14 protein-coding genes and 1 pseudogene are annotated in these 15,268 nt (G+C 61.3%); 8 read left to right on the forward strand and 7 right to left on the reverse strand.

Features of this window, described 5'->3' with window-relative positions; translation table 11 throughout:
• Window positions 1-84: 84 nt before the first annotated feature.
• Window positions 85-1,929 carry a gamma-glutamyltransferase gene (gene ggt, locus J3Q04_RS20995; RefSeq protein ID WP_434609566.1) on the forward strand — a complete coding sequence of 615 codons (1,845 nt, stop codon included), beginning with the start codon at window positions 85-87 and terminating at the stop codon, window positions 1,927-1,929.
• Here ggt and J3Q04_RS21000 read toward each other — a convergent pair.
• From J3Q04_RS21000 to J3Q04_RS21015, 4 genes and pseudogenes are all read right to left on the reverse strand, one after another.
• Complete coding sequence (locus tag J3Q04_RS21000; RefSeq protein WP_434562314.1) at window positions 1,911-2,144, reverse strand: helix-turn-helix domain-containing protein; 234 nt, start codon at window positions 2,142-2,144, stop codon at window positions 1,911-1,913. The two genes, ggt and J3Q04_RS21000, sit on opposite strands and share 19 nt — an antisense overlap.
• A gap of 7 nt (window positions 2,145-2,151) precedes the next feature.
• Window positions 2,152-2,670: a DUF2975 domain-containing protein gene (locus J3Q04_RS21005; protein ID WP_434562312.1), complete on the reverse strand. Its 519-nt coding sequence runs from the start codon at window positions 2,668-2,670 to the stop codon at window positions 2,152-2,154.
• Window positions 2,671-2,800: 130 nt separating this feature from the next.
• A complete protein-coding gene (locus tag J3Q04_RS21010) occupies window positions 2,801-3,232 on the reverse strand; it encodes a methyl-accepting chemotaxis protein (RefSeq protein ID WP_434635653.1) in 432 nt (143 codons plus the stop codon).
• A 156-nt stretch (window positions 3,233-3,388) separates the two neighbouring features.
• Window positions 3,389-4,117 (reverse strand): annotated as a pseudogene (locus J3Q04_RS21015) (PAS domain-containing protein); the annotation flags it as partial.
• 218 nt (window positions 4,118-4,335) lie between these two features.
• On the opposite strand from J3Q04_RS21015, the gene J3Q04_RS21020 reads away from it, so the two are divergent.
• The 3 genes from J3Q04_RS21020 (at window position 4,336) to J3Q04_RS21030 (ending at window position 7,730) form a co-directional block, all read left to right on the forward strand.
• Window positions 4,336-5,754 (forward strand): short-chain fatty acid transporter, encoded by a 1,419-nt coding sequence (locus J3Q04_RS21020; protein WP_420764051.1) that lies wholly within the window; start codon window positions 4,336-4,338, stop codon window positions 5,752-5,754.
• Window positions 5,755-5,864: 110 nt separating this feature from the next.
• Window positions 5,865-7,025, forward strand: a complete 1,161-nt coding sequence (locus J3Q04_RS21025) for a hypothetical protein (RefSeq protein WP_420764050.1) — start codon at window positions 5,865-5,867, stop codon at window positions 7,023-7,025.
• A 177-nt stretch (window positions 7,026-7,202) separates the two neighbouring features.
• The gene (locus J3Q04_RS21030; RefSeq protein WP_420764049.1) at window positions 7,203-7,730 is read left to right on the forward strand and encodes a lysine methyltransferase; all 528 of its coding nucleotides are present in this window, start codon (window positions 7,203-7,205) and stop codon (window positions 7,728-7,730) included.
• Between the two features lie 9 nt (window positions 7,731-7,739).
• Here the strand turns inward: J3Q04_RS21030 and can are convergent, their stop codons facing one another.
• Complete coding sequence (gene can / locus J3Q04_RS21035; protein WP_039594546.1) at window positions 7,740-8,384, reverse strand: carbonate dehydratase; 645 nt, start codon at window positions 8,382-8,384, stop codon at window positions 7,740-7,742.
• Between the two features lie 133 nt (window positions 8,385-8,517).
• On the opposite strand from can, the gene J3Q04_RS21040 reads away from it, so the two are divergent.
• Window positions 8,518-8,922 carry a serine kinase/phosphatase gene (locus J3Q04_RS21040; RefSeq protein ID WP_434562306.1) on the forward strand — a complete coding sequence of 135 codons (405 nt, stop codon included), beginning with the start codon at window positions 8,518-8,520 and terminating at the stop codon, window positions 8,920-8,922.
• A gap of 105 nt (window positions 8,923-9,027) precedes the next feature.
• Here J3Q04_RS21040 and rimI read toward each other — a convergent pair whose 3' ends face one another.
• Complete coding sequence (gene rimI, locus J3Q04_RS21045) at window positions 9,028-9,480, reverse strand: ribosomal protein S18-alanine N-acetyltransferase (protein WP_047229376.1); 453 nt, start codon at window positions 9,478-9,480, stop codon at window positions 9,028-9,030.
• Complete coding sequence (locus J3Q04_RS21050; protein WP_434609561.1) at window positions 9,473-10,258, reverse strand: energy transducer TonB; 786 nt, start codon at window positions 10,256-10,258, stop codon at window positions 9,473-9,475. Before J3Q04_RS21050 ends, rimI begins: the two co-directional genes overlap by 8 nt.
• Window positions 10,259-10,439: 181 nt before the next feature.
• Here J3Q04_RS21050 and mksB point away from each other — a divergent pair, with 181 nt between their 5' ends.
• Genes mksB through mksF form a run of 3 tightly spaced genes read left to right on the forward strand, consistent with a single transcriptional unit; the run spans window position 10,440 to window position 15,254 of the window.
• Complete coding sequence (gene mksB / locus J3Q04_RS21055; protein WP_434609559.1) at window positions 10,440-11,720, forward strand: Mks condensin complex protein MksB; 1,281 nt, start codon at window positions 10,440-10,442, stop codon at window positions 11,718-11,720.
• Window positions 11,710-12,417 (forward strand): Mks condensin complex protein MksE, encoded by a 708-nt coding sequence (gene mksE, locus J3Q04_RS21060; RefSeq protein ID WP_434609556.1) that lies wholly within the window; start codon window positions 11,710-11,712, stop codon window positions 12,415-12,417. The genes mksB and mksE overlap by 11 nt, the downstream gene beginning before the upstream one ends.
• Window positions 12,414-15,254: an Mks condensin complex protein MksF gene (mksF, locus tag J3Q04_RS21065; protein WP_434609553.1), complete on the forward strand. Its 2,841-nt coding sequence runs from the start codon at window positions 12,414-12,416 to the stop codon at window positions 15,252-15,254. Before mksE ends, mksF begins: the two co-directional genes overlap by 4 nt.
• Window positions 15,255-15,268: the final 14 nt, after the last annotated feature.

Genomic DNA, 15,268 nt, shown 5'->3' on the forward strand with positions numbered 1-15,268 from the left:
TCGCCGCCCCCCGTCGATTTGCGCCCCACGCCTCGTATCGCTACAGTCGATCTCAATATCCTTGGCCCATGGACGGAGCGACACGTGCTTTCAGATCTCAAATCGAATCTTCATCGCCTGTCAGCCGTTTCCCTGCTGGCTGTCGCCTTGGCACTTGTCGCCTGCAAGGCTCCGCCCTCCTCCACGTCCGCTTCTGCCTTGCCCACGGCTCCGGAAATCGCTTCCGGCTACCGCACCGATCTACAGACACGTCATGCCGACAAACACATGGCCGCCGCGGCAAACCCGCTTGCCGCGCAAGCCGGACGGGAAATGCTCCGGCGCGGCGGGTCGGCCATCGACGCGGCAATTGCCATGCAGGCAGTGCTGACGTTGGTGGAGCCGCAGTCTTCCGGCATCGGCGGAGGTGCGTTCATTGTGCTATGGGACGGCAAGGCGGTGCGCACCTACGACGGCCGCGAAACGGCGCCGGCCGGTGCTACCGAAAAACTCTTCATCCAGGCCGACGGCAAACCGATGCCGTTTACCGCCGCGCAGATCGGCGGCCGCTCCGTGGGTACACCGGGCGTGTTGCGTGCCCTGGAGCTGGCCCATCGCAAACATGGCCGCCTGAAGTGGGCGACACTGTTCGAGCCGGCAATTGTATTGGCGGAACAGGGGTTCAGGATTTCGCCTCGACTTCACTCGATGATTGCCGCCGATGCCTCTTTACCTGGCTCGCCCGACATGGCCGCCTATTTCCTGAATGCCGACGGCAGCCCCAAGGCAGTGGGCACCCTGCTTAAAAATCCGGCACTGGCGGGCGTCCTCAAGCGTATTGCCAACGAAGGCCCCAATGCTTTGTACGAAGGGCCCGTTGCTGAAGAAATTGTCGCCAAGGTCCAAAGCCACGCCAATCCGGGCAGTCTGTCGTTGAGCGACCTCAAAGGTTACGCCGCCCGCGAGCGCGCGCCGTTGTGCACCGACTACAAACGCTGGCAAGTCTGTGGCATGGCGCCGCCCTCCTCCGGCGGGATTGCCGTGGCGCAGATCCTCGGAACATTGGAGAACCTGGAACAGCGCGACGGCCTAACCGCCCTCGCGGCATTGAAACCGATCAAATCCACGAACCCCGCTGGTATCGAGCCTTTGCCCGAAGCCGTGCACATGATTTCCGAGGCTGAGCGCCTGGCCTACGCTGACCGCGCCCTTTACGTTGCCGATCAGGATTTTGTCCCCGTGCCAGTCAAAGGCTTGGTCGACCCCACGTATCTGGCGAGCCGCGCAAGCCTCATCGGCCCTCGCAGCATGGGCGTTGCCAAGCCGGGAACACCACCGGGCATCCAGATGGCCTTCGCGCCGGATCGCTCGCCCCTGCGAATTTCCACCTCGCAAGTAGTGGCCGTGGATGACCAGGGCGGCGCCGTGTCGATGACGACCACGGTGGAGTCAGCGTTTGGTTCGCACTTGATGGTGCAGGGATTCATGCTCAACAACCAGATGACTGACTTTTCCTTCATACCCGAAGAGAACGGGCGCAAAGTCGCCAACCGCGTCGAGCCCGGCAAACGCCCGCGATCGTCCATGGCTCCGACCCTGATCTTTGATCGCCAGAGCGGCGAATGGCTGGCCGCGGTTGGTTCCCCAGGTGGATCACAGATCATTGAATACGTCGCCAAGTCCGTCATCGGCCTGCTGGATTGGGACCTGGACCCGCAAGCCGCCATCAATCTTCCCAACTTCGGCAGCCGCAATGGCCCCACCGAACTGGAACAGGGGCAATTCAGCCCGGCGTTGGTCCAGGCGTTGAAAGACAAAGGCCACACAGTGGGCGAAATCGACATGACCAGCGGCACCCAGGCGATCATCCGGGTGCGTGATGGCCAAGGGAAATCCTCGCTGGCTGGCGGGGCGGATCCAAGGCGCGAAGGTCAAGCGCTGGGCGACTGATCGGATTCGCTTCGCGGCTGGTAAACCAGCAGGTCGGCCGGCTGACAGTGCAGATAGTCACAGATAGCTTCCAGGGTCGCCAAACGTATGCCCTTGACCTTTCCCTGCTTCAACAGGGAAAGGTTGGCCTCGGTGATGCCAATGGCGGCGGCAAGATCCTTGGACTTGACCTTGCGCATCGCCAGCATCACATCAAGTTGAATCACGATAGGCATGGGTATCTCAAACGAAAGTTCGGTTTTCTGAATCGACTTCAGCGGCTTGGGACAATATCCGGGCAATGATCGCAATGCACGCCGCCAGAAACAAAGCGACGAAGGACGGCGCGGTGATGCTCAAGCTCAGCAATCGCTGGCCAACGGGCGCATTGATGGTGAGCAGCAGGCTCAACAAAGGTTCGCACAGGAAATCCAGCAGCACCCACAATGCCACCGCGCGGCCGGCCTTGCCCAGTGCAATGGCGGCTTCGCCGGAGAAATACTGCCCCTGCGCATAGCGCTTGAAGAGCTGTCGCAGATTGACCAGCCCGACTGTCAGCGCCAGCAGAGGGATACTCGATAAGAAGATCGCGCCGAGGCTCTGCCAACCAGTTAACAAGGTCGCCTCCCCTGACAGGCTGGACAACTGACGCTGAGTCAACGCAAAGCCCAGGCCGTACTGCGACTCGATATCAGGAAACACCCAGACCAGGGCATTGATGGCCATCATGGCCGCAATGAATATCAGCGTGATGGCAGCCATGCGTTGACTATAAACAGCTAGGCGATTCGAACCCATGTGAGGCTCCAACAGAACGAAAGGAGCCCAGAACATAGCCTTAAAATTATCGAAATACGATAATTAATTTGTAAAAAACAACAATAAACCGCCCTTATGTTGATAACTGATTGGCAAACTGGCTCACCGCGTCCACGACTTTCTTCGCGCCGTCCTGGATCTCGACGATTACCGTTCCCGCCTCGGCCGCCAAGGCCAGGCCCTGTTCAGCCTGGTGTTGGCCGTCGGTCATCAGCGCCACGGCATTGCGAGCCATGTCCTGGTTCTGGCGAACGACGCCGACGATCTCATCGGTTGCCTGGCTGGTACGCGACGCCAGTTGCCGGACCTCATCGGCCACCACCGCAAATCCGCGCCCTTGTTCACCGGCCCGGGCAGCCTCGATTGCGGCGTTGAGCGCCAGCAGGTTGGTCTGTTCGGCGATGCCGCTGATGGTCTTGACGATGGTTCCGATGACCAGCGACTGTTCGTTCAGTGCCTCGATACCCTGGCCAGCGGTCTGCATATGCCGGGCCAGGTCGCGCATCACGTCCACGGCCTGGGTCACGACGGTGGTGCCGCGCTGGGCGCTGTTATCGGTTTGCAGGGAAGTGCTGTAGGCGATGTTGGCGGCCGCGGCAACGGCTTTTTCCTGCTTGACCTGGTCGGTGATGTTGGTGGCGAACTTGACGATCTTGTACAGGCGATCGTTGGCATCGACCACCGGATTATAGGAAGCTTCCAGCCACACCTCGCGACCGCTGCTGTCGATACGCTTGAAGCGCCCGGCAACGAACTCGCCGCTGTTCAAACGCTTCCAGAAATGCTGGTAGGTCGCGCTGTTGTATTGCTCAGGCTCGCAAAACGTACGGTGATGCTTGCCCTTGATCTGCGCGAGGCTGTAACCCATCGCATTGAGGAAACGGTCATTGGCCGTCAGTACATGGCCACCCAGGTCGAACTCGATTACCGCCGTCGAATGCACCAGGGCACTTATCAGGTTCTCATGCTCGCGGGAGTTTTCGATGGTGCGAGTGAGGTCGTTGGAGTACATCGAAAAAGAACGAATTCGCCCCTCGGCATTGCGTATGGGCTGGAGGATCGAGCGCAGCCAGGCCTCTTTGCCGTCGCCCCGCATCAGGCGCACGGCGCCGGAAAAATGCTCGCCACGGGTCAGCGCGGTCTTGAAGCGCGCCTGGAATTCATTGGACTTCAGGTAAGCCGGTACCAGTTCCTCGACAGAACGGCCAATCAGGTCTTGGCTCTTGTAACGCATGTCATCGAGAAAGTTCTGGTTGACCGACTGTATCCTCCCCTCAGCATCGAGGGTCAAACCGAGCATTTCGCGATCAAGGCTCTCTTTTATCTGCATGAGACTGGAGAGTTCTTGGCGAAGAGCGAGCAGCTCCTGCTTCAAGCGATTGTTGAACATGGCAAGCTCCGGCAGGCAGGAGAATTACTGCTGTTCCTTGCCATCGGCCCAAGGATTTTTTTCTGAAGAGCGCCGGTGTTCGGTCTGAAAAAAATCACGTCGTACTCCGAACGCCGGTCCGTCTCCCACGGTCATTGGAATGTTCCAATATTGGCGCCCGACCGCCGATGCTTCGTCGCTCCAGATACCGATAATCATAAAAACCCGAGGTGATTGCCGTGACCACTGACATTGAAGACAGCCGTTCCGCCCGCTTCGCGCTGCGCTGTTCCAGTTTTGCCGAGCGCTGGTTCCCCGACTCCTGGGTCTTTGCCGCGCTGGCGGTGCTGGTGGTCGCGCTGGCGACGCAGCTCATTGGCGCCACGCCCACTGCCGCAGCCATGGCTTTCGGCGATGGGTTCTGGAGCCTGATTCCCTTCACCATGCAAATGGCGTTCGTGGTGATTGGCGGTTATGTAGTGGCCAGCTCGCCTCCAGCCGTCAAGCTGATCGACCGCCTGGCGCGCATTCCCAGCAATGGCCGCTCCGCGGTGGCGTGGGTGGCCGTGATCTCCATGGTCGCATCGCTGCTCAACTGGGGGCTGTCGCTGGTGTTCGGCGGCCTGCTGGTGCGTGCCCTCGCCCGGCGCGCGGACTTGAAGATGGATTATCGCGCCGCTGGCGCTGCCGCTTACCTGGGCCTGGGCGCGGTGTGGGCGCTGGGGTTGTCTTCTTCGGCCGCGCAATTGCAAGCCAACCCGGCCAGCCTGCCGCCATCGATCCTGTCGATTACCGGCGTCATCCCTTTTACCCAGACGATTTTCCTCTGGCAGTCCGGTGTGATGCTGCTGGCGCTGATCGTGATCTCGGTGATCATCGCGTATGCCACCGCGCCGGGCCCCAACAGCGCCCGTGACGCCGCCGCCTGCGGGATCGACCCCAGTTTCAGCATGCCGGCGCTGCAACCGCGCACCCGCCCCGGGGAATGGCTGGAACACAGCCCGCTGTTGACCATTGCATTGGTGCTGCTCGCCGCTGGTTGGCTGTTCCATGAGTTTTCGACCAAGCCGGCCATCAGCGCCATTTCCGGGCTCAACACCTATAACTTTCTGTTCATTATGTTGGGCGCCTTGCTCCACTGGCGGCCACGCAGTTTTCTCGATGCCGTGGCCCGCGCCGTGCCAACCACCACCGGCGTGCTGATCCAGTTCCCGTTGTACGGATCGATTGCCGCACTGTTGACCACCGTCAAGGGCAGCGATGCGCAGACGCTGGCACACCATATCTCGACCTTTTTCGTACAGATCGCTTCCCATGACACCTACGCCCTGTTGATGGGCGTCTACTCGGCGGTGCTGGGCTTTTTCATTCCTTCCGGCGGCGGTAAGTGGATCATCGAAGCGCCCTATGTCATGCAGGTGGCCAACGACCTGAACTACCACTTGGGCTGGGCCGTGCAGATCTATAACGCCGCCGAAGCACTGCCGAACCTGATCAACCCGTTCTACATGCTGCCGTTGCTGGGCGTTCTCGGGTTGAAAGCGCGGGACTTGATCGGATTCTCTTTCGTGCAGTTGCTGGTTCACACGCCGCTGGTATTGGTGCTGCTGTGGGCCCTGGGGACCACGCTGACCTACCTGCCGCCAGTAATGCCATAAAGCCATAAAAAAGGGCCGATTTTTCCATCGGCCCACTTCTTCTTCGGCTCCGTCTGTTTCAGTATGGATACACCCTGTTTCCAAGGGCCCACGCTGAAAAGGATCTGAGCATGTTCAAACTCGCCGTACTTCCTCTCGCCGCCTTGGCCTTGAGCGCCACCGCCCAAGCCGCCGACATCGGTGTCAACCTTGGCAGCACCGAACGCGTCACCCGCCTCTTCGCTTACCCCAACAACTGCAATGTCATCTGTTTTCGCAACTGGACACTCGAGCAGACCGTCGAGCATTATTTGACGCAAAGCGTCCAGCGCGACGGCTACGACGCGGCCAAAGTCGAGGTCAAAAGCGACAACGGCACCGTCTACGCCAACATCAGTGGCGTGCCGAAGAGTTATGGCCAACCGTTGGCCGCCTTGCTCAACGCCGGCGACCTCGCCTATAACGGCGCCACGAAACTCAACAACGATAAAAAATGGGCCTACAACTGGTACCTGTTCCTGCCCCTGGGCATGGCGCTGGAGAACCGCAAGAGCGTCGAGCTGCTGCACTTCCCGCCGGATTATTCGCTGACCCAGGCCCAGGATTACCTGGAGTCGGCCACCACCGACCGCTGGGCCACGCTGCTGACCGCCAACGGCATTGCCGCCGGGGACACGCCTGCTTACCAGACCATCATCGACATCGCGCCCATTGCGGCGCCGTCCAATGCGGGCAGTACACTCGCCGGCCTGTATAGCTATTTCAACGATTACCAGACCACCATGGTCAAGGAAGTCACTCGGAACGCCAGCGGGGCGTCGCTGCCGATGGTGGCTTTCGGAGCGCCCGTCCGGGACTGGATCAAGACCCAATACGGCCAGACCGTGGCGGTACTCGGCCTGGCGACCATCGAGCCTGCGCCGGGGGCCAAGGTTCCGGTGCTGGGCTCCAACCACCCCAGCTACATCTGGTACGCAGCCGATCCGGACAGTTATGACGGCGACCAGGCCAAGGCCGATGCCGCGGGCTTGAAAGTCATGGGCCAGGACCTGAGCGCTGCATGCTGGCAGGCCGGAATGGGCAGCAAGCCAGGTACCGACCCGAGCGCATTGCTGAGCCAATGCACCCAGACGTGGCAGGTCACGCAAAAAGAGCAGACTTGCGAGCTGTTCTATACCTCGGTTCGCAAGCTGAGCGAGGTGGACGCAGACAAGAAGTGCGAAACACCACCGGTCAAATCGCAACTGCAGCAGTTGAAAGTGCCCATGCCATTACCCGCCGAAGCCGTATAAACCCTGACGAGCCTTTCCTGTGTAAGCCTGCGCTCGCACGGGAAAGCGCTTATGGCACCTGTCAGAGTCGACAGTAGATACGCATCACGGCTTGGAGGAAGCTATTGGAGTTTTTAACCGCCGCCGGCTGGAGGCCAGCGCTGAAAAGTCGAGTGTCCAGCACCGACAAGGACGGTCATGATCGAATTCATCGACAATTGCGTCGATTCAAAGACCCGGGACTGCATCTATCCGGGAAAACAATTCAGCCCTCGCCAGGGCTATCCCTCGGTGCGCGATTTTGAAGTGCGCCAGACCAACGCCGGTCGCGGCAATGGGATCATCGCCCGCAAGCCATTCGCCCCCATGACGCGGATGTGCAGGGTATCGGGGCTGCTGATCAGCCGCCGACGCCTGCACACATTGCAGCTTCTGCCGGATGTCCACATGTACGACCCACACTTCGCCGGATTGCTGCTGCACTCCTGCAATCCCAATGTCTTCCTGGACATGAGCGAATTGTGGCTGTGGTCCCTGACGGATATCCGTGAAGGCGACCGCCTGGCGATGGACTACGCCAGTACTGAACGCAAGCTGTATCGGCAATTCGCCTGCCGGTGCGGTTCATCCAACTGCCACGGCTGGATTACTGGCTATGACGAATCGCCGAATGAGCGAGGGATGGAATTTTTGCGGCACTGGCGGCGCCGTTGTCATCGCGACTAGAGGTTGCCCTCAGGGCGCGTCGACCGGACGTAGCCGATACTGCGGCGGCAGTTGCTCGAAGCCGCTGATCGTGGTGTCCAGGCTTTTCCAGCGGCCGTCCTTGATGCCGTAGATGCAGCCATGAATCGACAACTTCTGCCCACGGTGCCAGGCGTTCTGCACGATGCTGGTGTGGCCCACGTTCGCCACTTGCTGGATCACGTTGAGCTCGCACAAACGGTCCACGCGTTCTTCTTCGGTGGGGAGCTTGGCCAAGGCATCGCGATGCTCGTAATACAGATCGCGAATCGAGCGCAGCCAGCCGTCGATCAGGCCCAGTTGGCGGTCCTGCATCGAAGCACGCACGCCGCCGCAGCCGTAGTGACCCGTCACCAGGATGTGCTTGACCTTAAGCACGTCGACTGCGTATTGGATGACCGAAAGGCAATTCAGGTCAGTGTGCAGTACGACGTTGGCGACATTGCGGTGCACGAACAGATCACCCGGCAACATGCCAACGATTTCGTTGGCCGGTACCCGCGCATCGGAGCAGCCGATCCACAGGTATTCAGGGGTCTGCTGACGAGCCAGCTTGGCGAAGAAGTCAGGATCCTCCTGCTTGATCGCATCGGCCCAGCGCGCGTTGTTATCAATCAGATCTTGTAATTCATTCATGCTGTCCAGCCTCGATAGAGAGTGCCCAACTGTGACAGACGACCGCCGGTCGAGGTCACGTCGGCGATGCATTGGAATTCCTGGCCCCACAGTCGGTCGACTCTTAGTAAGGCCCACAGTATGAGGAATTGCCATGAATGATTCACGACGTCCCTACGATGCGGTGCAACCGGAACCCATCGACGACAACGAAGACCGCATGGGCTCGATGCGTGAGCTGGAATTCGATGACGATGAATACGACGCCAGGATCGGCGATGAATTGCCGGAGGAAGAACGCGAGCAACTGATGCCGGATGAACGCGTGCGTGAAGCGGGCATGACAGGGGCCTCGATGGAAGACCGCCAGCCGACCGATGATGACATGAGCCCCGAAACCTTGATCCACGAAGACGGTGCCCGGGACGCCCGCGAGGCCGGCGAGGATGAGCAGGCCGATTGGGACCTGAGCATCGTTGGAGAAAACGATATAGGTGGAGGCGACGGGTTGGACGAAGCGGAAATGGCCGATATCGATCCGCTCGACGGCAAGCGCTGACCGGTAACGCCACCGCTCCCACAGTGGTTTTGTGCTCTCAGGTTCTGGGAACGCCATTGGCCCTGTGGGAGCGGGCCTGCTCGCGATGACCGCAGACCAGTCGATTCAATCCACCAGCGTACACGCCATGACCACCGCATCCTCGCGCCCACCCACGGCAGGGTAATAGTCGCGGCGCCGCCCAACCTCGTTGAAGCCATAGCGCTCATACAGTCGGAACGCCGTGCGATTGCTGTCGCGCACTTCCAGGAAGCACTCACGCGCCTCGGCCTTGTAGGCAATCGACATGAGGTGTTCCAACAGCCGCAGGCCTAAGCCCCGCCCTTGGTTTTCCGGTTTGACGGTGATGTTAAGCAGGTGCGCCTCATCCAGGATGATCTGCACCACCCCATGGCCGACTTGCTGCTGGCCTTCGAACATCAGCCAGATCTGGTATTTGCCCAGCCCATCAAGAAATATCCCGCGGGTCCACGGGTGGCTATAGGCCGCGTATTCAATCTTCAGCACAGCGTCGAGGTCCGCCTCGGTCATCGGGCGGAACGATACAGCGTCACTCATTCGATTCTTTCCAGCGCGCCATCAGCCGGCGCATGGCTTGCCAGACTTCAGCCTTGCGCTGTGGCGTTTCCATTAACGATTCAAGCCCCGGCAACGCCCAGGCAGAGCCCAGGCCTTCGACCTGCAATTCACGGTAGAACGCGTCGAAGTCCGCCTCGCCAGCGAATTTCACCGCGGGCAGGCCAACCAGCCACAAGCACACACACGGTTCGTCTTCGAGCCGCGCCGAGACGAATCCCTGGACGAAATCCCGAGCCGCCTCGGGCCCCTGGTCCATCGTGCCCCGCGACAACAACGGCCAGCGCACCGGTTCGCCAATGATCTGCGGGCTGTCCGGCAGGCCAGCGGCGCGCAGCATGTCCTTGAGCAACAGGTAAGCGGGATCGCGGCTTTGGAACGGCTCGCCTGTGGGTAACTCCACCAGCAACAGGCAACGGCCGGCCCGCAGCAATTGCAGGGCGAAGCGCGGCGGCGGCACATGGGCGACCTTGATCGGGGCCGGCGCTACGTCGGCCTCTTCTACCGGTTTGGCATTCGTACGGGTCGAGGCCAAGCTCGGACGCGGGACTTCGATTTTCGGCCGTTCAGCGGCAGGCGCAACCGGTTCGGCGGCAGCCTTGGCTACGGGCGCTGCGTGAGGCGGCGCGATTTCCACCGGCTCCGGCGTTTCCAACAGCTCAGGCCGCGATGGCGCGGCAAAGGGCAATTCGGTACGCGGCAGCCAATTGACCACCTGCATGGCGGTCAGATAAGCGCGGCGACGGGACTCGATAAGCAAAGGTCGGCCACTTGGGGATAACTGAAAGTGGCAGCGATTCTACCGCCCTTCGGCGCGGACCGCTTCCCTGTCGGTGGATTAGTTGATCAATACGCGACGACAGTCCGTCTCGGGGGTGAATCGCAACCGGCCCGATGCAGTACAATCGCCGCTTTTAATTGCCAACCCGACGGCCATTGCGATGATCGAACCCAAGCGCGTCTTGCGCGCCCTCGCTGAACACTGGGCATTGCTGGAACCTTTGTGTGAGCATTTCGACCAGGGCACCCTGAGCCTCAACGAATTGCGTTCACAGCTGGCCGCCCAACAATTGGACAGCACGCCCCAGGACATCACCCATCTGCTGGACGTGTGGATCCGCCTGGACATCCTCGTACCGGTCGCGAAAAGCCCGAACCGCTTCGAGCTCAACGCCCAGATCCACGATTTCCTCGCCTACCTGCGCCGCGAACACCGCTTGGGCCTGTGCCTGGAAATCGAAGCCTACCTGCGCCACCTCGAGCGTCTGGCCGGCTATATCCAGGACGCCTTCGATGTGCGCGACGGCAACGACCTCGCCCGCCAGTTGCGCCTACTGGACATGCGCGTGCGCGACGTTCTCAAGAAGCTCGCCAACGACGAACAGGCGCTGGTCGCCGTCGCCGAACGGGCCAAGACCAGCGACCGGCAGATCCCGCTGCGCCAGCGCTACGCCGAAGTGCTGGCGACCTGGGACGAATACGTCGAGCCGATGATCCAGTTGGTGAACGCCGACGGCGCGTTCGAGCAAGGTGTGCGCAAGGTCGAGAATGTATTGCTGCGCATGCTCACCGAACAGCAGCGCCTCGGTCACCTGGTGGACGACGACATGCTGCTGCGCACTCACGCGCGAATCCTGGAGATGCAGACCAGCGCCCAGCTGACCCTGCGCCATGCGCGTGAGCTGCTGCTGCCGCTGCGCGAAGAGGCCCGCCGCCACAACGCCGTGACTCGTGGCGCAGCCCTGGCCCTGGCCGCCATTCGCCGTAAAGGTCTCGATGCCGTGCCGCAAGCGGCGATGCCGCTGTTCACCCGACCGCAAAGCACCTTCCTGGGCAGCGCCAGCCAGGTCGAAGCCTACGTGTATGCACTGGCCCGCTTCGAACCAAAACCGGCGCGGTTCCCCAAGTCTCACAAGGCCCACAAGGGCGGCGATGCGCCGCGTGCGCCACGCACCGTGCGCGAGATGGTCGAGCGTTGCGAAGATGCCCTGCCGATGCCGGACCTGATGACGTGGCTGCTGGAGCAGGAACCGGACGGCGCCACCGACGAATTGCTGTACTGGTTCTCGCGCCTGTCGCGGGAAAAACGCTTCAAGCGCGAGCGTCTGGAACGCCGCGACTACCATACTCACGAGCATCAGGTCAGCCTGCGCTCCTTCGCCCTGCTCTCGGCCGGCGACACCGCCGCCGAGGATTCTGCGAGCATCCCCCATGCATCTTGATCTATCCGAACTGTCCCAGCTGGCGCCGATCTTCCGCGAGCTGTTCAAGGGTAATCACGTCAGCCGCCGCGACCCGGAGCTGTACGCCCAATTATCGAACTTCCAGGATCAATACCGCACGCTGTTCAAGGCCCTGGGCTTCGAGCTGGTGTGCGATACCCGCGGGTTCTATTACTTCGTGCCAGACCTGGCCGCCGCGGCAGTGAACAAGACCGCCCAGCGCCTGGCCCTGTTTACCTTCATCCTCGTCGAGCACCTGGCCGACCAGGGCCGCGACCCGATCGCCGTGCTCGACGGTGGCAGCCTGGGCCGTGATGAGCTGCCTTCGCTGCTGGAGAAATACCGCGACCTGTTCATCCAGGCCGAAGTGCAGACCCAGGAAGAGTTGGAAGAAAAAATCATGCGCCGCATGACCCAACTGGGTTTCGCCAGCGAAGAGAACGGCGTGTACCGCTTCCTGCCGCCAATGCATCGCTTCCTCGACGTCTGCCTGTCGGTCCAGCAGGACCGCGACCTGGCCGCCAGCCTGCACAGCGTGTTGCCGCTGCCAGCGCCGGTGCTGATCGACGAAGACAGCGACGAAAAACTGCTTCAGACCGATGACCCGCTGGACCTCAGTGAATTCGACGGTGAAGAAGAAAGCGAAGAAGACGCACTGGCCCGCGCCATTGCCGAAGAACAGGAGACCGACGCATGAGCAAGGAACGCTACGGCATCCGCCGCTTTGCCCTTTTGAACACCGCCGGCTACAGCCTCGGCCTGTTCCCCCTGGAGGAACCGCTGTCGGTGTACGGCGCGAACAACCTGGGTAAATCCGCCTCGATCAACGCCCTTCAGTTTCCGATCCTGGCGCGCATGTCGGACATGAGTTTCGGCAAGTACAGCCTGGAACAATCCCGGCGCTTCTACTTTGCCTCCGACACCAGCTACATTCTGGTGGAAGTCGCCCTGCCCCACGGCCCACACGTGATTGGCGTGGTAGGTCGCGGCCCTGGCGGCGGTTTCGGCCACCAGTTCTTTGCCTATGCCGGCAAACTGGACCTGGCTCATTACCAGAAAAACGACACCTGCCTGCGGCAGAAAGAACTGTTCACCAACCTGGAGCGCGAGGGCCTGAAAGCCTACGAACTCAAGCCGGATGAACTGCGTCGCCTGCTGGTGGGCGGCCACACTTCGATTCCGCTGGACCTGACGCTGATTCCGCTTCGCTCCACCAGCGAGCAAAGCCTCAAGACCTTCCGCGCGTTGTTCATCAACCTGCTGCACATGCGTGAAATCACCGCGGCCAAGCTCAAACAACTTTTCCTCGATGCGTTCGAGCACAGCCTGCGCTCCGGCAGCGTGGACTACATCGCGGCGTGCGAAGAAGCCTTCCGCGACGTACGACGCATGGAGCAGGACTACAACTCACTCGTGGCGGCCGGTCCGCTGGTGGAAGCCTTGGCCAATGGCGTGAAGCAGCGCGATGTCCTGCGGGGCAAACTGCATCGGCTCTCGCCGCTGCTCGACTCGCTGCTGGGCACCTGGTCGGATTACGCCAGTGCACGCAAGGAAGAGCTGACCATCCAAGCCGAGCATTACCGCAACGAGCAGGATTCGCTGCAGAACGACCAACGCGGCGGCACTCAGGAGCTGATGCGCCTGGAGCGGGAAATCAGCGGCATCCAGCGTTGGCTAGGCGAGCTGTCGGTGCTCAAGCATCGCTTTGCCCTGGTGGATGACGCCAAGGTCCTGGAGCAGCAACTGCTCGCCGCCAAGGACGCTCACGACGAACTGGCCGGCGCCCTGGCCCAGTCCCGTCAATTCAGCGCCGAAGACCTGGAAGAGCGCCTGCGGGACCTGGAAAAACGCCTCAAGTCGGTCAAGCAGCAACTCGACCACGCCGACAACAACAGCTACGCCCGCCTGCGCGAAGAGTTCTCCCAGCAGGACGTGGAACGCCTGATGCGCTTGTTCAACAGCGCCCTGTTCAGCCTGCCGTTGGGCGAACATGGCATCGCGCTGGATGAGAACGGCGAGTGGGTCAAGTCCATGGAGCTGATCCTCGACGGGTTCAAGGGCGAGCGGTTCGAAGTGCCGGGCCTGTCCATCGACCTGTCCCACATCGAGCCGCCGGCCCTGCAAGCCCTGGCCGACCGTGCCGCGCTGCGGGATCAGAAAGAGCGTCTGGAAAAAGAACTCAAGCAGCTCAAGACCCAGCAAGCCGTGGCCGCCGACCGCGCCGCAAGCAAGACCCAGACCGAGGCGCTGTACCAACAAGTGCTGGATGCACAGAAAGCCCTGGAAGACTTCCGTCGCACCCAGACCTTGAGTGCCGAAGAGGGCGAGAAGCTCGAGCAACTGGCGCAGATGGAAGCCGCCCAGGATGAGCTCAAGCGCTCCAGCGATGCCTTCACCGAGCGCGTCCAGCAGTTGTCCGCCAAGTTGCAACTGGTGGGCCGGCAGATCGCCGACATGGAAGCCAAGCAGCGCACCCTCGACGACGCCCTGCGCCGTCGCCAGTTGCTGCCGGCGGACCTGCCGTTCGGTACGCCATTCATGGACCCGGTCGACGATTCCATGGACAACCTGCTGCCACTGCTCAACGACTACCAGGACAGCTGGCAAGGGCTGCTGCGGGTTGACGGTCAGATCGAGGCCTTGTATGCCCAGGTACGCCTCAAGGGCGTAGCCAAGTTCGACAGCGAAGACGACATGGAGCGGCGCCTGCAACTGCTGATCAACGCCTATGCCCACCGCACCGACGAGGCCCTGACCCTGGGCAAGGCGCGCCGCGCGGCCGTCACAGACATTGCCCGAACCCTGCGCAACATCCGCAGCGACTATGACAGCCTCGAGCATCAACTGGCGCTGTTCAACCGCGAGATCAACAAGCGTCAGGTGTCCAACCTGCAGAGCTTCCGTATCGTCCTGGCGCCGAACAAGGAAGCACTCAAGCACATCGACCAGATCATCCACAGCGCCGGCCAGTACGAGGAAGGCGAGACGCTGTCGGTGTTCGACCTCAGCCAGAGCGCCGAGCAGGACAACAAGAACGAAGAAGCCAAGGAGTACCTGGCACGACTGGTGGCGGCGAACCACAACCAGCTCGGCCTCAAGGACCTGTTCGAACTGGCATTCGAGATCACCAAGGTCAATGGCCAGCCGGTGATCCACACCGACATCGACGGCGCGGCGTCCAACGGCACTACCATGACCATCAAGGCGCTGACCAACATGTACTTGTTGCTGCACCTGATGGACCGTGAACAGGCCGGCCGCGTGCGCCTGCCGTACTACCTGGACGAAGCGGCGGACATCGACGAGAAGAACCAGGCCGCACTGCTGGAAACCAGTCTGCAATTGGGCTTCGTGCCGATCCTGGCGAGCGTGAAGCCACAGGTCTGCGCCAGTGTCGCCATCGACCTGGAGGGCGGCAGCGGCCCGAACGGCATCTACATCGATGAGGCGGACTGGAAATACATTCGTCGCCATGATGCCGTGAAGGCCACGATAAACGTCCAGGCCGATGAACCGGAGCTGGATTCGGTTTGAGGTGATCATCTGGA

It is taken from the genome of Pseudomonas sp. D4-21, from assembly GCF_051132125.1.
Taxonomy (GTDB): domain Bacteria; phylum Pseudomonadota; class Gammaproteobacteria; order Pseudomonadales; family Pseudomonadaceae; genus Aquipseudomonas.